Source organism: Pseudoalteromonas sp. Isolate6, assembly GCF_022398435.1.
Classification (GTDB): domain Bacteria; phylum Pseudomonadota; class Gammaproteobacteria; order Enterobacterales; family Alteromonadaceae; genus Pseudoalteromonas; species Pseudoalteromonas galatheae.
In genome coordinates, this window is the sequence record NZ_JAKEVK010000032.1 from 16,870 (window position 1) to 34,668 (window position 17,799).

The window sequence follows — 17,799 nt, forward strand, 5'->3', positions numbered from 1 at the left end:
ATACCATCCAGCCGCAAGCAGGTAGTGAGGAAATAGTTATGGCTTACAGTGATAAAGTTATCGACCACGTTGAGAATCCACGTAACGTAGGTTCTTTAGACAAGAACGATCCAAGCGTAGCAACGGGCATGGTGGGGGCACCTGCATGTGGCGACGTAATGAAACTACAAATTAAAGTTTCTGAAACAGGCATCATCGAAGATGCGAAATTCAAGACATATGGTTGTGGTAGCGCGATTGCATCATCATCCCTTGTGACTGAGTGGGTGAAAGGTAAATCGTTAGAAGAAGCCGCGACTATCAAAAACACTGATATCAGTGCTGAGCTTGAGTTGCCACCAGTGAAAATCCACTGTTCAATTTTGGCCGAAGATGCGATTCAAGCTGCGATTGCAGATTATAAGAGTAAACAAGCGAAGTAAGAGACTATTATGGCAGTGACGTTAACAGATGCAGCCGCTAATCGCGTATTAGCCTTTTTGAGTAACCGTGGAAAAGGCATAGGGCTGCGCGTTGGTATTAAAACCACGGGCTGTTCAGGTCTTGCTTATGTTCTCGAATTTGTCGACGATTTAGATGAAGGCGATGAAGTATTTGAAGACAAAGATGTCAAAATCATCGTTGATGCAAAAAGTTTAGTTTATATCGACGGCACAGAGCTTGATTACACAAAAGAAGGTCTGAATGAAGGGTTTAAGTTCAATAACCCAAATCAGAAAGACGAATGTGGCTGTGGCGAAAGCTTCACCGTATAGTTTGCAATAGTGAATAGCTTAAAGCCCTGCCTTGGTGGGGCTTTGCTGTATTAGGTGCGTATGCGTTATTTTGAATTATTTGATTTACCTGTTGATTATCACGTTGATTTAAACAAACTAAATCAAGGTTATTTAGAGCTACAGCGTGCAGTTCATCCAGATAGATTTGCTGGTAAAAGTGAGCGTGAGAAGTTGCTCGCGGTACAGAAAACCGCAGAGATCAATGACGCGCTAGCGGTACTCAAACACCCAGTTAAGCGTGCCGAGTATATGCTGAGCGAGAAGGGTGTAGACATACGTGCAGAGCAACAAACGTTGCAAGATCCTATGTTTTTAATGCAACAGATGGAACTGCGTGAAGCATTAGAAGAATTACCTGATGCGGCGGATCCTGATGGCGCGATTGCAGAGTTCGAAACACAGATTAAAGCGTTAGATACAGAGTTTAGCGCCTCCCTTGCCGAGCAGCTTCAAAGCGATGACATGAGCAAGTTGGAAGCCGCAGCAGACAATATTCGTAAGCTAAAGTTTGTCTATAAGTTACGCGACGAATTAGCACGTATCGAAGATGAATTATTCGATTGATGATGTATAGCATCAACAAACGTTAAAGTGAAAAGAGCATTATGGCATTATTGCAAATTGCTGAGCCGGGGCAGAGCGCGGCACCTCATGAGCATAAATTAGCGATTGGTATTGACTTAGGTACCACGAACTCTCTTGTGGCAACAGTACAAAGTGGCGAAACGAAGACCCTTAGCGATTTAATGGGTAAACCTATGCTGCCGTCGGTAGTGAGGTACACCGACTCAGAGGTTATCGTTGGTGAACAAGCCCAAGCTGCTTCTGCTGAAGACCCCACTAATACGCTTATTTCTGTAAAACGTTTTTTAGGTAAAACACAATCTGAAATAGAACAAAGCTACGGTCAGTTGCCTTATAACTTTGTCGATAATAACGGTTCGCTAGCTATTGAAACCGTAGCAGGCGCTGTAAGCCCAGTGCAAGCCTCCGCTGAAATTTTAAAAACATTACACCAACGTGCTATTGATAGTTTTGCTGGTGAAGATGTGATGGGCGCAGTGATCACTGTACCTGCATATTTTGATGATGCACAAAGGCAAAGTACAAAAGACGCAGCCGAGCTTGCTGGTCTAAAAGTATTAAGACTTCTCAACGAGCCGACTGCGGCTGCGGTAGCTTACGGCCTAGACTCTGGTCAAGAAGGCGTGATTGCGGTTTATGACCTTGGTGGTGGTACGTTTGATATTTCAATCTTGCGCTTAAACCAAGGAGTGTTTGAGGTATTATCAACAGGTGGTGATTCTAGTCTTGGTGGTGATGACTTTGATTCATTGTTGGTTGATTTCTTCAAACAGCAAACGCAGCTATTTGATTTAAACCCAAAAGAGCTACGCTTGTTTATCAATAAGGCAAGAGCCTGTAAAGAAGCGCTTTCAAGTTATGAAACGGTAAACGTAGAGCTACCAGTTCGCGAGCAAAAGTTGGTTGTTACGATCACGCGTCAAGCATTTGCTGAAATGGCAATGCCACTGGTTAAAAAGACTTTGCGCTCTTGTCGCCGCGCGTTAAAAGACGCCGATGTCACATCAGAAGAAGTCTTGCAGGTTGTGATGGTGGGTGGTTCGACTCGTATGCCAGTGGTGCGTGAAGAAGTTGGGAGTTTCTTTGCCAAAGAGCCGCTAACATCAATCGATCCAGACCGTGTGGTGGCATTAGGTGCTGCTATCCAAGCTGATATTCTAGTGGGTAACAAACCTGACTCTGATATGTTACTGCTTGATGTATTGCCATTGTCTTTAGGGCTAGAAACTATGGGTGGGTTGGTTGAAAAAATCATTCCGCGTAATACCACTATTCCTGTTGCACGCGCACAAGAGTTTACCACCTTTAAAGATGGTCAAACCGCTATGTCATTACATGTGTTGCAAGGTGAGCGTGAGCTCGTTGATGATTGTCGTAGCTTAGCTAAATTTAGTCTAAAAGGCATCCCACCAATGGCGGCAGGCGCAGCGCACATTCGAGTCACTTTTAGAGTTGACGCTGATGGTCTATTGAGTGTTTCCGCTGAAGAAAAGTCGACAGGCGTGCAGGCTGAGATCCAAGTCAAACCGTCGTTTGGTTTGAGCGATGACCAAGTAGCACAAATGCTAAAAGATTCGATGAGCAATGCCAAAGAAGACATGAGCGCTCGTATGCTTAAAGAACAGCAGGTTGAAGCGCTGCGTGTATTAGAAGCGTTAGAGGCATCGCTTGCAACGGATGGTCATCTGTTGGCAGAAGATGAGCTCAATACACTGCGCGGTGCAATGACTGAACTTGCACAAATTCGCGAAAGTGCAGACAATCCAGAGCAGATTAAAAAGGCGATCGAAGAAGTCGATCAGGCGAGTAGCGATTTTGCTTCACGCCGTATGGATGAATCAATTAAAAAGGCACTGCAAGGGCAGTCGGTAGACGAGGTGTAATATGCCACAAATTATCTTTTTACCCCATGAAGAGTTATGTCCGGAAGGTGCTGCAATCGAAGCGAAAACGGGTGAAACTGTACTCGATGTGGCGTTGAAAAACGGTATTAGTATTCCACATGCCTGTGAAAAATCATGCGCATGTACCACATGCCATATCGTTGTTCGTGAAGGGTTTGACTCACTTGAAGAGAGTGATGAGTTAGAAGATGACATGCTAGATAAAGCATGGGGTCTTGAAGCTGAGTCTCGTTTAGGTTGCCAAGCGATAATTAGTGATGAAGACTTAGTAGTTGAAATTCCGAAGTACAATCTCAATATCGTTAATGAAGACCATTAAGTGCTGCTAACAACCTAGGTTGTTACTGACAAATTTAATAAAAGCCGTAGTCTTATACTACGGCTTTTTGCTTTTCTAGGAGGAACGCTATGTCACTCATCAGTAATCCCGAATTTTCACTTATCAATGGCCAAGCACACCATAGTAAAACGCAAGTCGATGTGGTTAATCCTGCAACTGGAGAGCAGCTTGCGCAGGTTTCTGAGGCGGATAATCAGGCAGCTGATAAAGCGCTGCAAGCAGCGGTTGAAACCTTTGAAAAACTTGCCTGCACGACAGCACACGCCCGTAGCCAAGTGCTTAGAAAATGGCACGAGCTAGTAATAGAGCATCGTCAGGCCTTGGCTGAAATCGTCACTAAGGAACAAGGCAAACCGCTCAAGGAGGCACTTGCCGAGGCGGATTATGCTGCAGGATTTATTGAATGGTATAGCGAAGAAGCCAAGCGCGCCTATGGGCAGGTTATTCCCAGCCATTCTCAGTCACATGAGCTAACTACAATCAGACAAGGGGTTGGTGTTGTACTTGGGATCACTCCATGGAATTTTCCACTGGCGATGATCACCAGAAAAGTAGCACCAGCCTATGCAGCAGGCTGTAGTTTTATTTTAAAGCCCTCTGAGAAAACTCCTCTTGCGGCCATTGCCCTTGCAAAGCTGGCTATTCAGGCAGGGATGGAAGTTGGCGCTTTTCAGGTGTTAGTGACTAACGATTCTAAAGGGTTAGTCGCATATCTTACTGAGTCACCACAAGTTCGAAAACTCACGTTTACGGGGTCAACACAAGTGGGGAGTGCGTTGTTGAAGCAATGTGCCGACACAGTGAAAAGAACGTCAATGGAGCTTGGTGGTAATGCACCATTTATTGTTTTCGACAGCGCTGATGTTGAGCAAGCGGTAAGTGGTTTGATGGCAGCGAAGTTTAGAAATGCAGGGCAAACTTGTGTGGCCGCAAATCGCGTGTTTGTCGCAAAAGATATCGCGGCAGAACTACTCACTACGCTTACTCAGCAGGTAAGCTTGCTCACCTTGGGAAATGGTTTAGAGCAAGGTGTTGATATTGGTCCACTCATTTCACTTGAAGCCAAACAAAAAGCACAGCAGCTGTTGGAAGATGCGTTAACTAAAGGCGCGAGTATCGCTTATCAAGGTGATAAACAAAGCGGCCAATTTATGGCACCGGTAGTTATCACGGGTGTAAATAGCACCATGCGGATCTTCCATGAAGAAATTTTTGCACCGATTGTCAGCATTATTGATTTTGAAAGTGAAGATGAAGTGATCAAAATGGCAAATTCTGTGCCAGAAGGGCTTGCTGCTTATTTTTACTCAAATGATAGCAATCAAATAAGGCGAGTAAGTCAAGCACTTGAGTATGGCATGATTGGGATTAATGAAGGGGCAATATCCAATCCTGTAGCGCCTTTTGGCGGAGTGAAGTTTTCAGGTCTTGGCCGAGAAGGGGCACAGGAAGGACTGCTTGAATACCAAGAAATAAAGTACTTATGCCAAAAGTTTAGCTAGTTCACACTAATTGCGAGGGTGCCTTTTCTCGCAATTGCTTTTATTCTGCGCAAAAGCTCAGTACACTTATCCGCTTATTTGAGTTTTGATATATTTTCAATGATACGAATCGAACAACCCCCTAAGCTGATCATTTTGGCAGGTGGATTAGGAAGCCGCTTTGGTGGTAATAAGCAGGTTGCAGCGCTACCAAGTATCGATAAAAGCATTATGGAATTGAGCATAATTGACGCGCATCATGCTGGTGTGCGCGATGTTATTTTGATCATTAATGACAAAGTGCGAAGCCTAATCGAAAATGTGATATTGCCACGATTGCCGGAGGCGCTGAACATCACTTTAGTGCAGCAGAGGCTTAGCGATATTCCGAATGAATTTATCGACTGTTTGGCAGGGCGAGAAAAACCATGGGGCACAGGGCATGCGCTGTTGTGTGCAAAACCATACGTTGATAAGCCAGCGATAGTTATTACGGCGGATGATTATTACGGGCCTGATGCATTTGAGCAGCTTGTTGAACATTTTCAACATCATAGCAATATGGCGATGGTCGCATATCCAATTATAAATACCTTATCAGATCAAGGTGGCGTAAACCGTGGTGTTTGTCAGGTACAGGCGCAACAACTACACTCGGTTGAAGAGGTATTAGATATTCGCTTTGAAAACGGCGAGTTGTCAGGCGATATTGCAGGTAAGCGGTGTGAAATCGCGAAGTCTGCGCTGGCTTCGATGACCTGCTGGGGGGTGATGCCGTCACTTTTTGATTCATTAGAAGCCGGGTTTAACGCGTTTTTAAGGAATTATGACAACGGTGTCAAAAAAGAGTATTATCTGCCGGATTGTATCCAACACAGTATCAATAAGGGCCTACAAACCGTGTCGGTCTACCAAGCTAAATCACATTGGTACGGTATAACTTATAAGAGCGAACTAGACATTGTCGCGAGAAAGATTTATGAAGCACGTCAGGGAAGATAATCATCTCCACACAACTATATCCGACTTAACTCCTTTTGAGGTGAATATGGAGTATCAAGCCGTTGCGCAACAACTCGCTGATGAATATGGTCTCATTAGTGAAGAAGCTAAAATGAAGCCGATTGGTAGTGGTCATATCAACACGACTATGCTGTTGCAGGACAACCACAAAACCATGGTAGTACAAAAGCTAAATACCACGGTATTTCCAAACCCTTTACACCTTGTTGAGAATGCGCGAGCGATTGAGCAGCACTTAACAGCAAAAGCCTTAAATGGTGAATATAGTCTCGCTATCATAAAGCATCTAGCGACGAGTTCAGGCCAATATTTAGTCGATATTAATGACGAAGTTTGGCGTGCGCTTGCATTTATTGGCCGCAGCTATAGCGAAGACGTAGTGGCAAACGAACAACAAGCATTAACGGCTGCAAACGCCTTCGGGCAGTTTGCACATGCGCTAAATGATTTTGATGCTACGCAGTTACATCATGTCATTCCAAACTTTCATAACTTGGCGATGCGTATTGACGCATTTAACCAAGTACTAGCGAAAGATGAGCATGGTCGCGCGGAAAAGTGCAGTGATGTTATCGCCGCTTTTCAGCAGCAATTTGCACTTGCAGAGGAGTTGCAGCAGGCACAAAAACAAGTGCCACTTAGAGCTTGCCACAACGATACCAAAATCAACAACATGCTGTTTTCAACACAGAGTGATGCAGCACGAGCCGTTATCGACTTAGATACGTGTATGCCGGGTAACTGGTTGTTTGATTTTGGCGATATGGTGCGCACCTTCTGTTCACCAGAAGCTGAAGACTCTACGAACTTGAGTAATGTGCAGGTAAGAGAAAATATCTTTGCTGCGCTGGCGCAAGGGTATATTGAACCGTTACAAGACAGTGTGACTGCAGCAGAAAAAGACAGTTTTATTCTTGGCGCAAAAGTGATGCCATTCATGATAGGTCTGAGATTTTTAACAGATCATCTAGATGGAGATAATTATTTTGCAACCCACAGAGCCAATCATAATCTTGACCGTGCGAAGAACCAGTTTGCGTTATATTCCAGTGTGCTAGAAAAAGAGGGTTGTCTGAATAATATTATCAGGGCAATTTAACGGTTTAATATATTTTAAGAAAAAGCGCTTCAAGCGCTTTTTTTGCGGCTTTATCGCAATGTTTTGAACCTAAGATTGGGATAGGTTAGCTTGATAGCGAGCAGTATTAGTGCTGTTAAGAAGTATCGTTTAGGAGTAAGAATGAAAAATATAAACCGCCGCGACTTTTTAAAAGCCGCAGGAGCGGCTGCGGCTGCGAGTGTAGTAGCTGGGTGCGCAAGTTCTAATCAAAATAACAGCGTTGTACCTAAGCAACAAGGGCGCTCTGTCATTGGACTCGTAGCACCAAAAATGGACGTGGTTCGGGTTGGTTTTATTGGGGTTGGCCAACGTGGCTATGGTCATGTAAAGCGCATGAGTCACATCGATGGCGCACGCATTGTCGCGATTTGTGATACTCATGATGAAGTGCTTGAAAAATCGGCTGATTATCTTGTGCGCGAGCGAGGTTTGCCGAAGCCTGCGCTGTATCGTGGTGGTGACTTAGCGTACCAAGAAATGCTTAATCGGGATGATATTGACATCGTTATCATTTCAACACCTTGGAAATGGCACGCGCCGATGGCAATAGATACCATGAACAGTGGTAAGCACGCGTTTGTTGAAGTACCTTTAGCGCTGACCGTTGAAGAAATGTGGCAGATAGTCGACACCGCAGAGCGCACGCAAAAGAACTGTATGATGATGGAAAATGTCAACTACGGTCGTGATGAGTTAATGGTACTGAACATGGTTCGCCAAGGTGTATTCGGTGAGTTGTTGCATGGTGAAGCTGCATATATTCATGAGCTACGTTGGCAAATGAAAGAAATTGAGCACAAGACCGGCTCATGGCGTACGCACTGGCATACTAAGCGAGATGGTAACCTATATCCAACTCATGGTTTAGGACCCGTATCTCAGTACATGAATATTAACCGCGGTGACCGTTTTGATTACTTAACTTCTATGAGTTCTCCCGCCCTAGGTCGTGCAGCCTATGCAAAACGCGAATTTCCGGAAGATCATGAACGCAATCAACTACATTATATTGCGGGTGATATGAATACCACGATGATTAAGACCATCAAAGGACGCAGTATCATGGTGCAACATGATACGACCACGCCTAGGCCTTATTCTCGTCACAATCTTATTCAAGGAACTAATGGGGTCTTTGCTGGTTTCCCTAATCGTATCGCGTTAGAGCAAGGTGGTACGAAGAGCTTCCATGAATGGGATTACGAAATGGATTCATGGTATAAACAATACGACCATCCGCTTTGGACTAAAATGGGTGAAGAAGCACAGCGCAACGGCGGTCATGGTGGTATGGACTTTTTAATGTTCTGGCGGATGATCTATTGCCTGCGCAATGGTGAGGCGCTAGATCAAGACGTATACGACGGTGCCGCTTGGTCGGTAATTTCTCCATTATCGGCTCAATCAGTCGCTAATCGCAGTGAATCATTGAGTATTCCAGACTTTACCCGTGGAGCGTGGAAAACCGCTAAGCCATTGGGTATAGTAACAGTATAAAAATACACACTTTATCGTCGAATTAAGCGCTACAGGCGCTTTTTTTATACTCGATTAATACGGCTTCTGGAGTGACTATGATGCGCTATCGGTTCTTGTTATTTTTTATATTAATACTGAGTGGTTGTAGTAACTCCGTTAATATCAGTAAGAAGAATACATTCATCAGCCATGCCGATGCTTACTTTAATACCTATGCTCAGCGGAAGAACTTTAGGCAGTTTATCGAGTTCTATGCCGAAGATGCCGTGTTGGAAGATATGGTTTTTGGCCATAAAGCACAAGGTAAAGAGCAAATTACGGCTTTTTTTAATTGGTCTGCAGGGAATTTTGCTGTGCTGGATGAACAACCTGCCTTAGTGGTAGAAGATAAGATAGTCGATACCACGACTCGAACTGTGGTTGCTAGAGGCGTTTTTAATTGCTTTAATCATGCGTCACGCGAGTTAGGGCCTTGGCGATTTCTGATAGTGCTAAAGTTTGACGAAAAAGGTAAAATTATCTATCAGCAAGATTGGATTAACTATACCCCGAAATCGGATTTTACCGGTGGGGAAAATCTAAATCTGCAATATCAATAATCGGCTGCCATTTGTAAGGAGCGCCCATGCAAGTTTCTGTTGAAATAAGCAAGTACCCACTGCACCAAGACTATATCCCTTTTATTAAAGGTTTTATTGATAGGCTGAATGAGCATGAAGGGATCAAGGTGATCACAAACACGATGTCAACTCAGGTCTTTGGTGAATTTGATTTAGTGACCTCAGTATTGAATCAAGAAATGAAACACTCATTTGAAGCTTACGGAAAATCTATTTTTGTTTGTAAGTTTATCTCAGGCGACTTATCTCCAGCTGATAGTGCCTGCGATTAATGGACTGGCTTACTGAAACCTTTGCTGGATTCACAGCGATGTCGAGCTGGGAGTATATCGCTGTGGTGCTGGCAGTCGCCTATTTATTGCTAGCAATTCGAGAAAATATTTGGTGTTGGCCTGTGGCTTTTATAAACACCTTTATTTATACCGTACTGTATTGGAACGGAGCACTAGTGATGGAATCACTGCTGCACTTTTACTACATGGTCATGGCTGTTGTTGGTTGGTGGATGTGGCGTCAGGGTGACAAAAATAAGCCCAGTGATATCGTTTCTTGGTCGTTATCAAAACATCTTTCAATCATTGTTATTACTTCTGTGGCCTCTGTTGTGCTTGGTTATTTAACCAAGCATTATATGGCAGCGGATCTCGCTTATTTAGATAGCTTTACCACGTGTTTTGCAGTAGTGACAACCTATTTGGTGGCTAAGAAAATTCTTGAAAACTGGTTATATTGGGTCGTGATTGATGCAGCCTCCATCTACCTTTATTACCTTAAAGGTTTCTATCCTACGCTGGTACTATTTATTTTCTACACCTTGATGGCGTGTTGGGGCTACAAGCGTTGGTACGAAGAATATGAAGCTAAGCAAGGAAAGACGCTTGCAGCACTCTGAGCTTGAAGAATTAAAAGTAAAGGTGGATACCGTATTCAGGGTTTCACCTGAGCGATTAGAAAAGCTAACTAAAGGTGTGAGTAACAATAATTACCTGATGGTGAGTAAAGGTGAAAGCTATCTATTAAAGTGCTATAGCCATGGTATTCCTACTGAGGCCTTAAAGGCACAAAATAAATTAGCACAGCAAGGCATTACTTCTAAAGTACTGCAGTACGATCTACGCACTTGTATGGCGCTGTTCACCTTTATGCCACAAGTGTGTGCTGAGCCAAGGCTCACCCCTGAATTGTTAGCACAAGTTATTCAGGTGCATAGCTTAGAGCTTGAAGTATATGAGGTACTGGACTTAGTTGGTTATGTTCAGGCTATTGATGAGGAACTACGTCACTTAGTTGATATCGAACGGCTTATCGAAAGCTTAGCTTCTTTACCTGTGGATCTGGCGTTTTGCCATAATGACCTAGTCATGAGCAATATTATTCAAAGTCCGGAAGGAGTTCGGTTAATTGACTTTGAGTATGCTTGCCATAGTGACATCTTTTTTGATTTAGCAGCGCTGGTGTGTAGTTTTAGCTGTGGCGTTGAAGAATCGCTTATAGTGGTTGAGTCTTACTTTTCTCTAAAGCACCAAGTTATGCCTTCATATGCTCAAGCTAAACTGACGGTATTTTGCCAAATTTATTTGATTGTTAGCATTCAATGGTACGAGCAGCGTAGCGTAATAACAGAAGCTGAAAAACTGAGGCAGTTACTGAAGCAGTGGTTATCGTGACAACTAGCTAAGCCAGTAGCGTGTGATATTCCTTGATCACATTACTGGCTATCACTATTGGGTAGTTTAGATCCCACCCAGTCGCTGTGCGAGTTCTTTGTATTTTTCAACATCGGCTTTGTCAAAGATAGGTTCGCCATTGGCATCTGTGTCTTTGGCGACTAGCAAGTTTTCTCGTGCGAGGCGTCTTACGCGCTCAACCTTTACGTCAAGAAACTCTGCAACTTGCTCTGTTGTCATCGGTGTCATATTTGGGATCCTCAATGATGTATCGCGATATTTCTGAACTGGCAGCAATATCATTCTATTTTATTATTTTCAAAGCATAGTTGAATAACTGGTTTTTTGCCCAAAGTACAGCTTTTTTTAAAAAATAGGTTACTAATTAGTCATATAGCAAACATTGTCTGGCAATTGCTTGCACTAAGCATTATTATGTTGCCGACGCTCTCGTGGTGAAATGGATATCACGTAGCCCTCCGGAGGCTGAGTTCTAGGTTCGATCCCTAGCGAGAGCGCCAACTTTTATACCTACTTACAACCAGCCTTTACGTTTAAAGTACACGCCAATACCACCTGTTAGCACTATCAACATAATAACAAAAAAGGCAAATGCGCCGCCCCATTCTGTGCCAGGAATACCGCCAATATTCACTCCTAACAAGCCTGTTAAAAATCCAAGTGGTAAGAATAAGGCCGCAACGACGGACATCACGTACATTCTTTGGTTTAACTGCTCATTTTGATGGTTGGTGATAGCATTTTGGATCACTTGTGCACGCTCAATCGCGGCTTCTAACTCCTCGATATATCGACTTAAGGCATTGCTCGCTTCTTCGAGCATATGATGATGATCTTCGTCCAGCCAAGCAGGCTTTGCTAATAGCAGTTCGTTAATAGCAAGCTTTTGAGGCTTAAGATAACGTTTTAAACCAATGGTTTGTCTTCTTAATGTTGACAGTTGCTGATAGTTGGGCAATTGCTCAGTGCCTTCCATTGCGTCTTCAAACTCGTCAAGCTGTTCTTCAATTTGCCAGATTATATCTTGCATTCGCACAGAAAGTCGCATCACCAATGTGGATAGTAGCTCACCGATACTTTTTGCGCCTTGACCTTTTTTGAGCAGTGCCAACATATCTTGGGCGGACATAATATGGCGCTTACGGCAAGTGATAAATAATTTATCATTTGCAAAACAGCGAATAGAAACCATGTCTTCGGGACTCTGCTTAGGGTTAAGGTTCACACCTCGCAAGAATACCAGTAAACCTTTATCGCCATTCGCTATCCTCGGGCGAGTTTCGTCTGCGGTTAGTGCTTCTCTTTCCCAGTCATCCAAAAACGTTTGTTGCTTCAGCCATTCGGTCGTTTCGTCGAAGCTGTAGTCGAAATGGAGCCAAAGAGGCTCTTTGTGAATTACGGATTTTACTTCACTCAGATCGCAAAGTAGTCTACCGCCACCTTGACCGTCGAGCACAAACGCATGGAGTAATCCAGTCATAGCTAATTCCTATTAAAAAGTACGTTCCAAGACTGACATAGATAATTTAATTTTCAAATTTATTTAGGACCTGTTGTTCTTTGCTGTTTAATTTTTGTTCTCCTGAGTGTGTTTTGGTCGCGACGCTCGACTTGCCGCCTAGTAATCTAGGCAAAAGTTGAGCAACAATGAACAAAGCACACTCAGGTGAACCCAAAGGGCAGCGCTTGATTGGCATTTCTACTGTGTTATCGCCTGATTTACATAGAATAACTATGCTACGCAGGCTCTGCCTAGTATAAATGGCAATCAAACTGCTGCAAAAACAAACTTGAAAGGTCAACAGGTCCTAAAATCTTGGCGATGAAATAAATTGTTTGAATGCTCTATTTTACTTTAGCTCAGTATAGGGCTTTACCTTGAAAAATGTGTAAGTGGTGTTACTGTAAGTTAAGGTGCTTGGCTTAACAGAGCCTTTTTATCTTTAGGATAAATTTATTTTGTTTTTCAAGTGACTTGAATCAGCGTATAAGTCCAAACTCATTTTGTACGAGAGCATAATATGATCACAGTTGGTTGGAGAGAGTGGCTTTCCTTACCCGATTTAGGTATCGAAAAAATCAAAGCGAAAGTAGATACTGGAGCAAGAACATCATGTCTGCATGCCTTTAAGGTTGAGCCTTTCAAAACAGAACAAGATGAACTTTGGGTAAGGTTTTGGATCCATCCCAAACAAGACAATACCGACTATGAAGTCTGTAGTGAAGCAAAAGTAGTGGATGAGCGCGTTGTTACCGATTCGGGCGGTCATAAAGAACTACGTTATGTAATAGAAACAAATTTAACTATCGGCAATCAGGCTTGGCCAATTGAAATCACGCTAAGCGATAGAGAAACCATGAAATTTAGAATGTTACTGGGCCGTACAGCGATGCGAGGCCGCATCCTTGTTGATCCAGAGCAGTCATACTTAAGTAATAAAACGGATAAATCATGAAAATTGGCATTCTTTCAAGGAATCAATCTTTATATTCAACACGTCGTTTAATTGAGGCAGCTGAGCAACGTGGGCATGAAGTAGAGGTTATTGACGCGCTACGTTGTTATATGAATATCAACAGTAGTGAGCCTGAAATTCACTTTAAGGGCCAGCAGTTGAGCGGCTTTGATGCGATTGTTCCGCGAATTGGTGCATCTGTGACGTTTTATGGGTGTGCGGTACTCAGACAATTTGAGATGATGGGTGTGTATCCATTGAATGAGTCTGTTGCAATCACTCGCTCAAGAGATAAGTTGCGTTCATTACAGTTACTGTCAAGAAAAGGCGTGGGCATGCCAATCACAGGTTTCGCCAGCAAGCCAGATGACGTCAAAGACTTACTAGAAATGGTTGGCGGCACACCAGTTGTGATCAAGCTGCTTGAGGGCACTCAAGGAATTGGTGTGGTGTTGGCTGAGACGCGCAAAGCTGCAGAAAGCGTTATTGAAGCATTTATGGGCTTAAAAGCCAACATTATGGTGCAAGAGTATATTAAAGAAGCTGGTGGTGCGGACATTCGCTGTTTCGTTATCGGCGACCGTGTTATTGCCGCGATGAAACGTCAAGCGCAAGAAGGTGAGTTCCGCTCAAATCTACATCGTGGTGGTTCTGCAACATTGGTAAAAATCACTCCAGAAGAGCGTCGCACTGCGATTGCTGCTGCAAAGGCCATGGGCCTAAATGTTGCTGGTGTTGACTTGTTACGTTCAGAGCGTGGGCCTTTGGTGATGGAAGTGAACTCTTCTCCAGGCCTTGAGGGTATCGAAAAGGCTACAGGTAAAGATATTGCAAGCCTGATTATCTCCTTTATCGAGAAGAATGCGGCGGCGAAAAGGACTGCTACACGTGGCAAAGGTTAAAATCAATCAACCCTTTACGTTATTAGATACACGAGTAGGAGTTGCTGAAAGGCAGACTGTTCAGTTGGAAGTGGCAAAGCTTTATACACATACGCCAATGACTATTCCGATTGAAGTCGTTAATGGCGCGGAGGCTGGGCCAGTACTTTTGGTCTGTGCCGCAATTCATGGTGATGAACTGAATGGCGTTGAGGTCGTGCGTCAGCTATTGAGTAAAGTTGACGCGACGACGCTGCGAGGTACTTTGATAGCGGTGCCTATTGTGAATATCTTTGGCTTTATTCATAAGTCTCGATATTTACCTGATAGACGAGACCTAAACCGCTGCTTTCCTGGTTCTGAGCAAGGCTCTCTAGGGGCTCGAATGGCTTATATGTTTTTCGACTTAGTGGTAAAAAAATGCACCCATATTATCGATTTGCATACAGGGGCTATTCATCGCTCGAACTTACCGCAGATCCGAGGTGATTTGTCCTGTGAAATGACTAAAGAAATGGCCATGGCGTTTGGTACTCCGGTTGCAATAGATGCACGACTGCGTAATGGCTCTTTGCGAAGTGAAGCCGCGGGGTTAGACATTCCTGTTATCACTTATGAAGCAGGAGAAGCATTGCGGTTTGACTCATTGGCTATTGCAGCTGGGTTGCAAGGAGTCGAGAATGTCATGCGTAAACTAAGGATGCTGCGTGGACGTCGCAGGAAGCAACGTCATGACGCAGTTATTGCCGCAGCAACAAGTTGGGTACGTGCAGACGTTGATGGTATTGTTCGAGCTCAAGTTAACTTGGGAGAACGCGTATCAAAAGGTCAAATCTTGGCTTATATAGACAGCCCACTAGGTCAAAGTGAAGAAGCCGTTATCGCGCCTCGTAGTGGGATAGTGATTGGTCAACAAATGTTGCCTTTGGTGAATGAAGGTGATGCAGTTTTTCACTTAGCCTATTTTGCACATGCAAATAGCATTGTTGAACAACAGCTAGAAACCTTTATTGACGACATAGGCCCTATTTCTTAGGGCCTAAAGTTCTTCTTGGTGCTGGAACTTGTTTAGGTTTAGTTGGTTCCTGACTAAGCACCATAACGGGTCGAGTAACAAACAAGTTGTTAGGATATACGACTTTATGACCGTCAACATGACGCAGCACCACACTCATTAGCCCCATCTCTACAATACAGCCTTCAACAAAGTTTGCACCGTCAACAATTCTTACCCAATTTCCAACGCGGTAATCGTTTTGAATAAACATAAGTAAGAACGAAGTCAGATTGGAAAGTAATGACCAACCGGCAAACATAGCAACACCTAGCATCGCAAATAACGATGAGCCGAGCACCAGTAAACCACGAAGTTCTATACCCCAGAACACGAGCATGAAACAGACGAATACAAATGCAACGAGTACACGAATGAGTAGATCGGCACGTTGCTTACGATGAGAGTCTATTTTTCCGCGTGTTACTTTCTCTAATAGTTTGCAACATGCTTTCATCAATAGTGGGAAGGATAATAGTGCCACCAAAGTTACAATTAGCTTGTATTGACTGAGTGCGAAATCTAACAAATGCAAAATCGTATCCTAAGAAATTTTTTCTGCTTTATATCATGTTTATTGGAGCGCGACACCGTTAAAAGCGATTTTTCACCGTTAATAACCACTGCACGCTATCGACGTTATCCGGGCCATGAATTGGCGCGGCTAAATCAATATGAACCATGATATCTGAATTGGCTCGGCTAGGTGCTAACCGTAAGCCAATACCGACATTTTTTAGGACTGATTCATCTGCTTCAATCGGCAGGTGAGAGTGGTATGCGCGACCCACGTCAAAAAACGCGGCACCACCAACTTTAAATAAGCGTAGTAAGTCATACTCCCAATAATAGCGTTTTTCGATGTTGAGTAGCATACTGCGACTGCCTTGCTGATACTTTATTGGGTATCCGCGCAGCCCTGTTTCCCCGCCTAAGGTGATCTGATTATCAAAGGTCAGGTTATTTCCATAGGTATAGCTTGCATTGATAAACCAAGACTCATACAAGCTGGTATTTAAATAATATTGAAAGGTCGTTTTCGCTATCAGGTTCTCGGTTTTATCTGTGTCTTTGTTCCAGTTGCCACTAACATCAAAATAAAACCGCCATAAGCTATGATCTGAGGTATAGTGCGCTGTATTGGCTGAAAATGAATAGACAAGGCGTTCGCTATCGTCACTCCATGAGTCAGCTGAATAGCCAAATAAGGCGTTAATATTCCAGCCTAAGTTTAGGTCCTCTGTACGATAAATAGAGTCGAAATTGCGTACCTTTACATAAGAGTCTTCAAACCACTGAGCTTGGACATAAGGGTAGGTGAGTGTTCTATCCTGTGCAATAGGTAAAGTGGTGTCAGCTATCTTACGGAAAGTATGCTGCTCGTGTCTAACACCCCCAATGAGGCGTCGGGTCCAACTGCCTGATAGCGCTTTTGAGTGTCCGAAGTAGACTTGCGTGACATCCGTGGACTGACTGAACTCTGAGATTGTTTCACCTTCAGAATATAAGGGCTCTTCGCGTTTGTCGGAATAACTCGTAAAACCGTAACTGTATGGTGTATCGGTTGCAAAAAATGGATAGCTCACATCGATATAGTGGCGTTCACCATCGTCATTATCTGAGTATTCGATGCGACCACGATATCTTGAATTTAAAATATTAGGATCATCATATACAAACTGGTAGCCGGAGCGGTCAACCTCTTGTATATGCGTAAAGGAAAGGCGCTTTCCCCAACCAAATAGGTTGCTTTCTCTAAACCCAATTCTTGAAGTATTTTCCCCCCCACTTCTACTAAAGCTCAAATCGGGCAATAGAGTCCAAAGGTCCCTTGTTACAACCGTAACTAAAATATCACCGTCACAGTTCTCAGTAGCATAGATACGAGCATCATATAGGTATGACTGATTGCGAAGGAGCCGCTCAGATTCACTGAGTTTTCTTGGGTTGTAAGTATCGCCCTCCTTAAATAAGAGCACACTTTTTAATACTTCGGGTTTGGTTTGAATATGGTAACGGTTGGCAAATCGGAATAGAGCATTGTCTTCTTCAGGCTTGTCAGTGTCGAAAACATTAAGTTGTTTGAGTGTGATAGCGACGACTTTTTTGCCTTCAGTTGGCTCTGGATAGACTTGATTACTGTCTAACTGGCGAGAAAGATTTTGGTCGTTTTGTGCCTCAACCCGGTTATTACCGCAGCTATTAGTATAGTCAACAGCAGGCACATTTTCAGCTTGTGCAGCTGCATTTAGACTACACATTAGTACAATACTATTGCACGAAATCCTCTTTAAATTCATCACAGAGCCTTTAAGTCTAATATTCCTTTAGTATGGATGATATTGTTGCAGCTTGCTTTAGTTCTGCAACAAAAGTAATAATATTTATAGAC

The 17,799-nt window shown here is 43.5% G+C and carries 20 protein-coding genes and 1 tRNA gene; 17 read left to right on the plus strand and 4 right to left on the minus strand.

The window, feature by feature from the left end; genetic code table 11:
* The first annotated feature begins 38 nt into the window (after positions 1 to 38).
* The 13 genes from iscU (at position 39) to L1D50_RS07085 (ending at position 10,995) form a co-directional block, all read left to right on the plus strand.
* Positions 39 to 422 carry a Fe-S cluster assembly scaffold IscU gene (iscU, locus tag L1D50_RS07025; RefSeq protein ID WP_095729783.1) on the plus strand — a complete coding sequence of 128 codons (384 nt, stop codon included), beginning with the start codon at positions 39 to 41 and terminating at the stop codon, positions 420 to 422.
* Between the two features lie 9 nt (positions 423 to 431).
* Complete coding sequence (gene iscA, locus L1D50_RS07030; RefSeq protein ID WP_010378967.1) at positions 432 to 755, plus strand: iron-sulfur cluster assembly protein IscA; 324 nt, start codon at positions 432 to 434, stop codon at positions 753 to 755.
* Positions 756 to 815: 60 nt separating this feature from the next.
* A complete protein-coding gene (hscB, locus tag L1D50_RS07035; protein ID WP_128727727.1) occupies positions 816 to 1,340 on the plus strand; it encodes a co-chaperone HscB in 525 nt (174 codons plus the stop codon).
* A gap of 41 nt (positions 1,341 to 1,381) precedes the next feature.
* Positions 1,382 to 3,244, plus strand: coding sequence for a Fe-S protein assembly chaperone HscA (hscA, locus tag L1D50_RS07040; protein WP_128727728.1), 1,863 nt, complete (start codon positions 1,382 to 1,384; stop codon positions 3,242 to 3,244).
* Between the two features lies 1 nt (position 3,245).
* Positions 3,246 to 3,584 carry an ISC system 2Fe-2S type ferredoxin gene (fdx, locus tag L1D50_RS07045; RefSeq protein WP_010607222.1) on the plus strand — a complete coding sequence of 113 codons (339 nt, stop codon included), beginning with the start codon at positions 3,246 to 3,248 and terminating at the stop codon, positions 3,582 to 3,584.
* An 89-nt stretch (positions 3,585 to 3,673) separates the two neighbouring features.
* Complete coding sequence (locus L1D50_RS07050; RefSeq protein WP_239965778.1) at positions 3,674 to 5,107, plus strand: NAD-dependent succinate-semialdehyde dehydrogenase; 1,434 nt, start codon at positions 3,674 to 3,676, stop codon at positions 5,105 to 5,107.
* Between the two features lie 99 nt (positions 5,108 to 5,206).
* Complete coding sequence (locus L1D50_RS07055; protein ID WP_239965779.1) at positions 5,207 to 6,088, plus strand: NTP transferase domain-containing protein; 882 nt, start codon at positions 5,207 to 5,209, stop codon at positions 6,086 to 6,088.
* Between the two features lie 46 nt (positions 6,089 to 6,134).
* Positions 6,135 to 7,208, plus strand: a complete 1,074-nt coding sequence (locus tag L1D50_RS07060; protein ID WP_239965784.1) for an aminoglycoside phosphotransferase family protein — start codon at positions 6,135 to 6,137, stop codon at positions 7,206 to 7,208.
* 141 nt (positions 7,209 to 7,349) lie between these two features.
* Entirely contained in the window at positions 7,350 to 8,726 is a 1,377-nt protein-coding gene (locus tag L1D50_RS07065) for a Gfo/Idh/MocA family oxidoreductase (protein ID WP_239965780.1), read from the plus strand.
* Between the two features lie 77 nt (positions 8,727 to 8,803).
* On the plus strand, positions 8,804 to 9,307 hold the full coding sequence (locus L1D50_RS07070; protein ID WP_239965781.1) for a nuclear transport factor 2 family protein: 504 nt from the start codon (positions 8,804 to 8,806) through the stop codon (positions 9,305 to 9,307).
* A 26-nt stretch (positions 9,308 to 9,333) separates the two neighbouring features.
* Positions 9,334 to 9,600: a YkoF family thiamine/hydroxymethylpyrimidine-binding protein gene (locus tag L1D50_RS07075; protein ID WP_128727731.1), complete on the plus strand. Its 267-nt coding sequence runs from the start codon at positions 9,334 to 9,336 to the stop codon at positions 9,598 to 9,600.
* Positions 9,600 to 10,220 carry a nicotinamide riboside transporter PnuC gene (pnuC, locus tag L1D50_RS07080; RefSeq protein ID WP_128727732.1) on the plus strand — a complete coding sequence of 207 codons (621 nt, stop codon included), beginning with the start codon at positions 9,600 to 9,602 and terminating at the stop codon, positions 10,218 to 10,220. The genes L1D50_RS07075 and pnuC overlap by 1 nt, the downstream gene beginning before the upstream one ends.
* A complete protein-coding gene (locus L1D50_RS07085) occupies positions 10,183 to 10,995 on the plus strand; it encodes a phosphotransferase (protein ID WP_239965782.1) in 813 nt (270 codons plus the stop codon). Before pnuC ends, L1D50_RS07085 begins: the two co-directional genes overlap by 38 nt.
* Before the next feature lie 66 nt (positions 10,996 to 11,061).
* On the opposite strand, the gene L1D50_RS07090 is transcribed toward L1D50_RS07085, so the two are convergent.
* Positions 11,062 to 11,244 carry a helix-turn-helix domain-containing protein gene (locus L1D50_RS07090; RefSeq protein WP_010607231.1) on the minus strand — a complete coding sequence of 61 codons (183 nt, stop codon included), beginning with the start codon at positions 11,242 to 11,244 and terminating at the stop codon, positions 11,062 to 11,064.
* Positions 11,245 to 11,441: 197 nt separating this feature from the next.
* Here L1D50_RS07090 and L1D50_RS07095 point away from each other — a divergent pair.
* Positions 11,442 to 11,516: transfer RNA gene (locus L1D50_RS07095), tRNA-Arg, on the plus strand.
* 14 nt (positions 11,517 to 11,530) lie between these two features.
* On the opposite strand, the gene L1D50_RS07100 is transcribed toward L1D50_RS07095, so the two are convergent.
* Entirely contained in the window at positions 11,531 to 12,496 is a 966-nt protein-coding gene (locus tag L1D50_RS07100) for a zinc transporter ZntB (protein ID WP_239965783.1), read from the minus strand.
* A 541-nt stretch (positions 12,497 to 13,037) separates the two neighbouring features.
* Between L1D50_RS07100 and L1D50_RS07105 the strand changes: the two genes are divergently transcribed.
* From L1D50_RS07105 to L1D50_RS07115, 3 genes are read left to right on the plus strand one after another with little or no spacing between them, the layout of a single operon-like run.
* On the plus strand, positions 13,038 to 13,472 hold the full coding sequence (locus L1D50_RS07105) for an ATP-dependent zinc protease (protein WP_088531788.1): 435 nt from the start codon (positions 13,038 to 13,040) through the stop codon (positions 13,470 to 13,472).
* Entirely contained in the window at positions 13,469 to 14,374 is a 906-nt protein-coding gene (gene rimK, locus L1D50_RS07110; RefSeq protein ID WP_010378991.1) for a 30S ribosomal protein S6--L-glutamate ligase, read from the plus strand. The genes L1D50_RS07105 and rimK overlap by 4 nt, the downstream gene beginning before the upstream one ends.
* Positions 14,361 to 15,389, plus strand: a complete 1,029-nt coding sequence (locus tag L1D50_RS07115) for a succinylglutamate desuccinylase/aspartoacylase family protein (protein ID WP_138524196.1) — start codon at positions 14,361 to 14,363, stop codon at positions 15,387 to 15,389. The genes rimK and L1D50_RS07115 overlap by 14 nt, the downstream gene beginning before the upstream one ends.
* Here L1D50_RS07115 and L1D50_RS07120 read toward each other — a convergent pair.
* Together L1D50_RS07120 and L1D50_RS07125 are read right to left on the minus strand one after the other, a co-directional pair.
* Positions 15,379 to 15,942, minus strand: a complete 564-nt coding sequence (locus tag L1D50_RS07120) for a mechanosensitive ion channel domain-containing protein (protein WP_128727735.1) — start codon at positions 15,940 to 15,942, stop codon at positions 15,379 to 15,381. The genes L1D50_RS07115 and L1D50_RS07120 overlap by 11 nt on opposite strands.
* A 58-nt stretch (positions 15,943 to 16,000) precedes the next feature.
* Positions 16,001 to 17,668: a POTRA domain-containing protein gene (locus tag L1D50_RS07125; RefSeq protein WP_128727736.1), complete on the minus strand. Its 1,668-nt coding sequence runs from the start codon at positions 17,666 to 17,668 to the stop codon at positions 16,001 to 16,003.
* Positions 17,669 to 17,799 lie beyond the last annotated feature (131 nt).

Bases quoted from the DNA above. Each gene is read 5' to 3' on its own strand.
- fdx (WP_010607222.1), top strand. From the start codon at position 3,246: ATGCCACAAATTATCTTTTTACCCCATGAAGAGTTATGTCCGGAAGGT.
- rimK (WP_010378991.1), top strand. From the start codon at position 13,469: ATGAAAATTGGCATTCTTTCAAGGAATCAATCTTTATATTCAACACGT.
- L1D50_RS07125 (WP_128727736.1), bottom strand. From the start codon at position 17,668: ATGTGTAGTCTAAATGCAGCTGCACAAGCTGAAAATGTGCCTGCTGTT.
- L1D50_RS07085 (WP_239965782.1), top strand. From the start codon at position 10,183: ATGAAGCTAAGCAAGGAAAGACGCTTGCAGCACTCTGAGCTTGAAGAA.
- L1D50_RS07050 (WP_239965778.1), top strand. From the start codon at position 3,674: ATGTCACTCATCAGTAATCCCGAATTTTCACTTATCAATGGCCAAGCA.
- hscB (WP_128727727.1), top strand. From the start codon at position 816: ATGCGTTATTTTGAATTATTTGATTTACCTGTTGATTATCACGTTGAT.
- hscA (WP_128727728.1), top strand. From the start codon at position 1,382: ATGGCATTATTGCAAATTGCTGAGCCGGGGCAGAGCGCGGCACCTCAT.
- iscA (WP_010378967.1), top strand. From the start codon at position 432: ATGGCAGTGACGTTAACAGATGCAGCCGCTAATCGCGTATTAGCCTTT.
- L1D50_RS07090 (WP_010607231.1), bottom strand. From the start codon at position 11,244: ATGACACCGATGACAACAGAGCAAGTTGCAGAGTTTCTTGACGTAAAG.
- pnuC (WP_128727732.1), top strand. From the start codon at position 9,600: ATGGACTGGCTTACTGAAACCTTTGCTGGATTCACAGCGATGTCGAGC.
- L1D50_RS07065 (WP_239965780.1), top strand. From the start codon at position 7,350: ATGAAAAATATAAACCGCCGCGACTTTTTAAAAGCCGCAGGAGCGGCT.
- L1D50_RS07070 (WP_239965781.1), top strand. From the start codon at position 8,804: ATGATGCGCTATCGGTTCTTGTTATTTTTTATATTAATACTGAGTGGT.
- L1D50_RS07060 (WP_239965784.1), top strand. From the start codon at position 6,135: ATGGAGTATCAAGCCGTTGCGCAACAACTCGCTGATGAATATGGTCTC.
- L1D50_RS07055 (WP_239965779.1), top strand. From the start codon at position 5,207: ATGATACGAATCGAACAACCCCCTAAGCTGATCATTTTGGCAGGTGGA.
- L1D50_RS07100 (WP_239965783.1), bottom strand. From the start codon at position 12,496: ATGACTGGATTACTCCATGCGTTTGTGCTCGACGGTCAAGGTGGCGGT.
- iscU (WP_095729783.1), top strand. From the start codon at position 39: ATGGCTTACAGTGATAAAGTTATCGACCACGTTGAGAATCCACGTAAC.
- L1D50_RS07075 (WP_128727731.1), top strand. From the start codon at position 9,334: ATGCAAGTTTCTGTTGAAATAAGCAAGTACCCACTGCACCAAGACTAT.
- L1D50_RS07105 (WP_088531788.1), top strand. From the start codon at position 13,038: ATGATCACAGTTGGTTGGAGAGAGTGGCTTTCCTTACCCGATTTAGGT.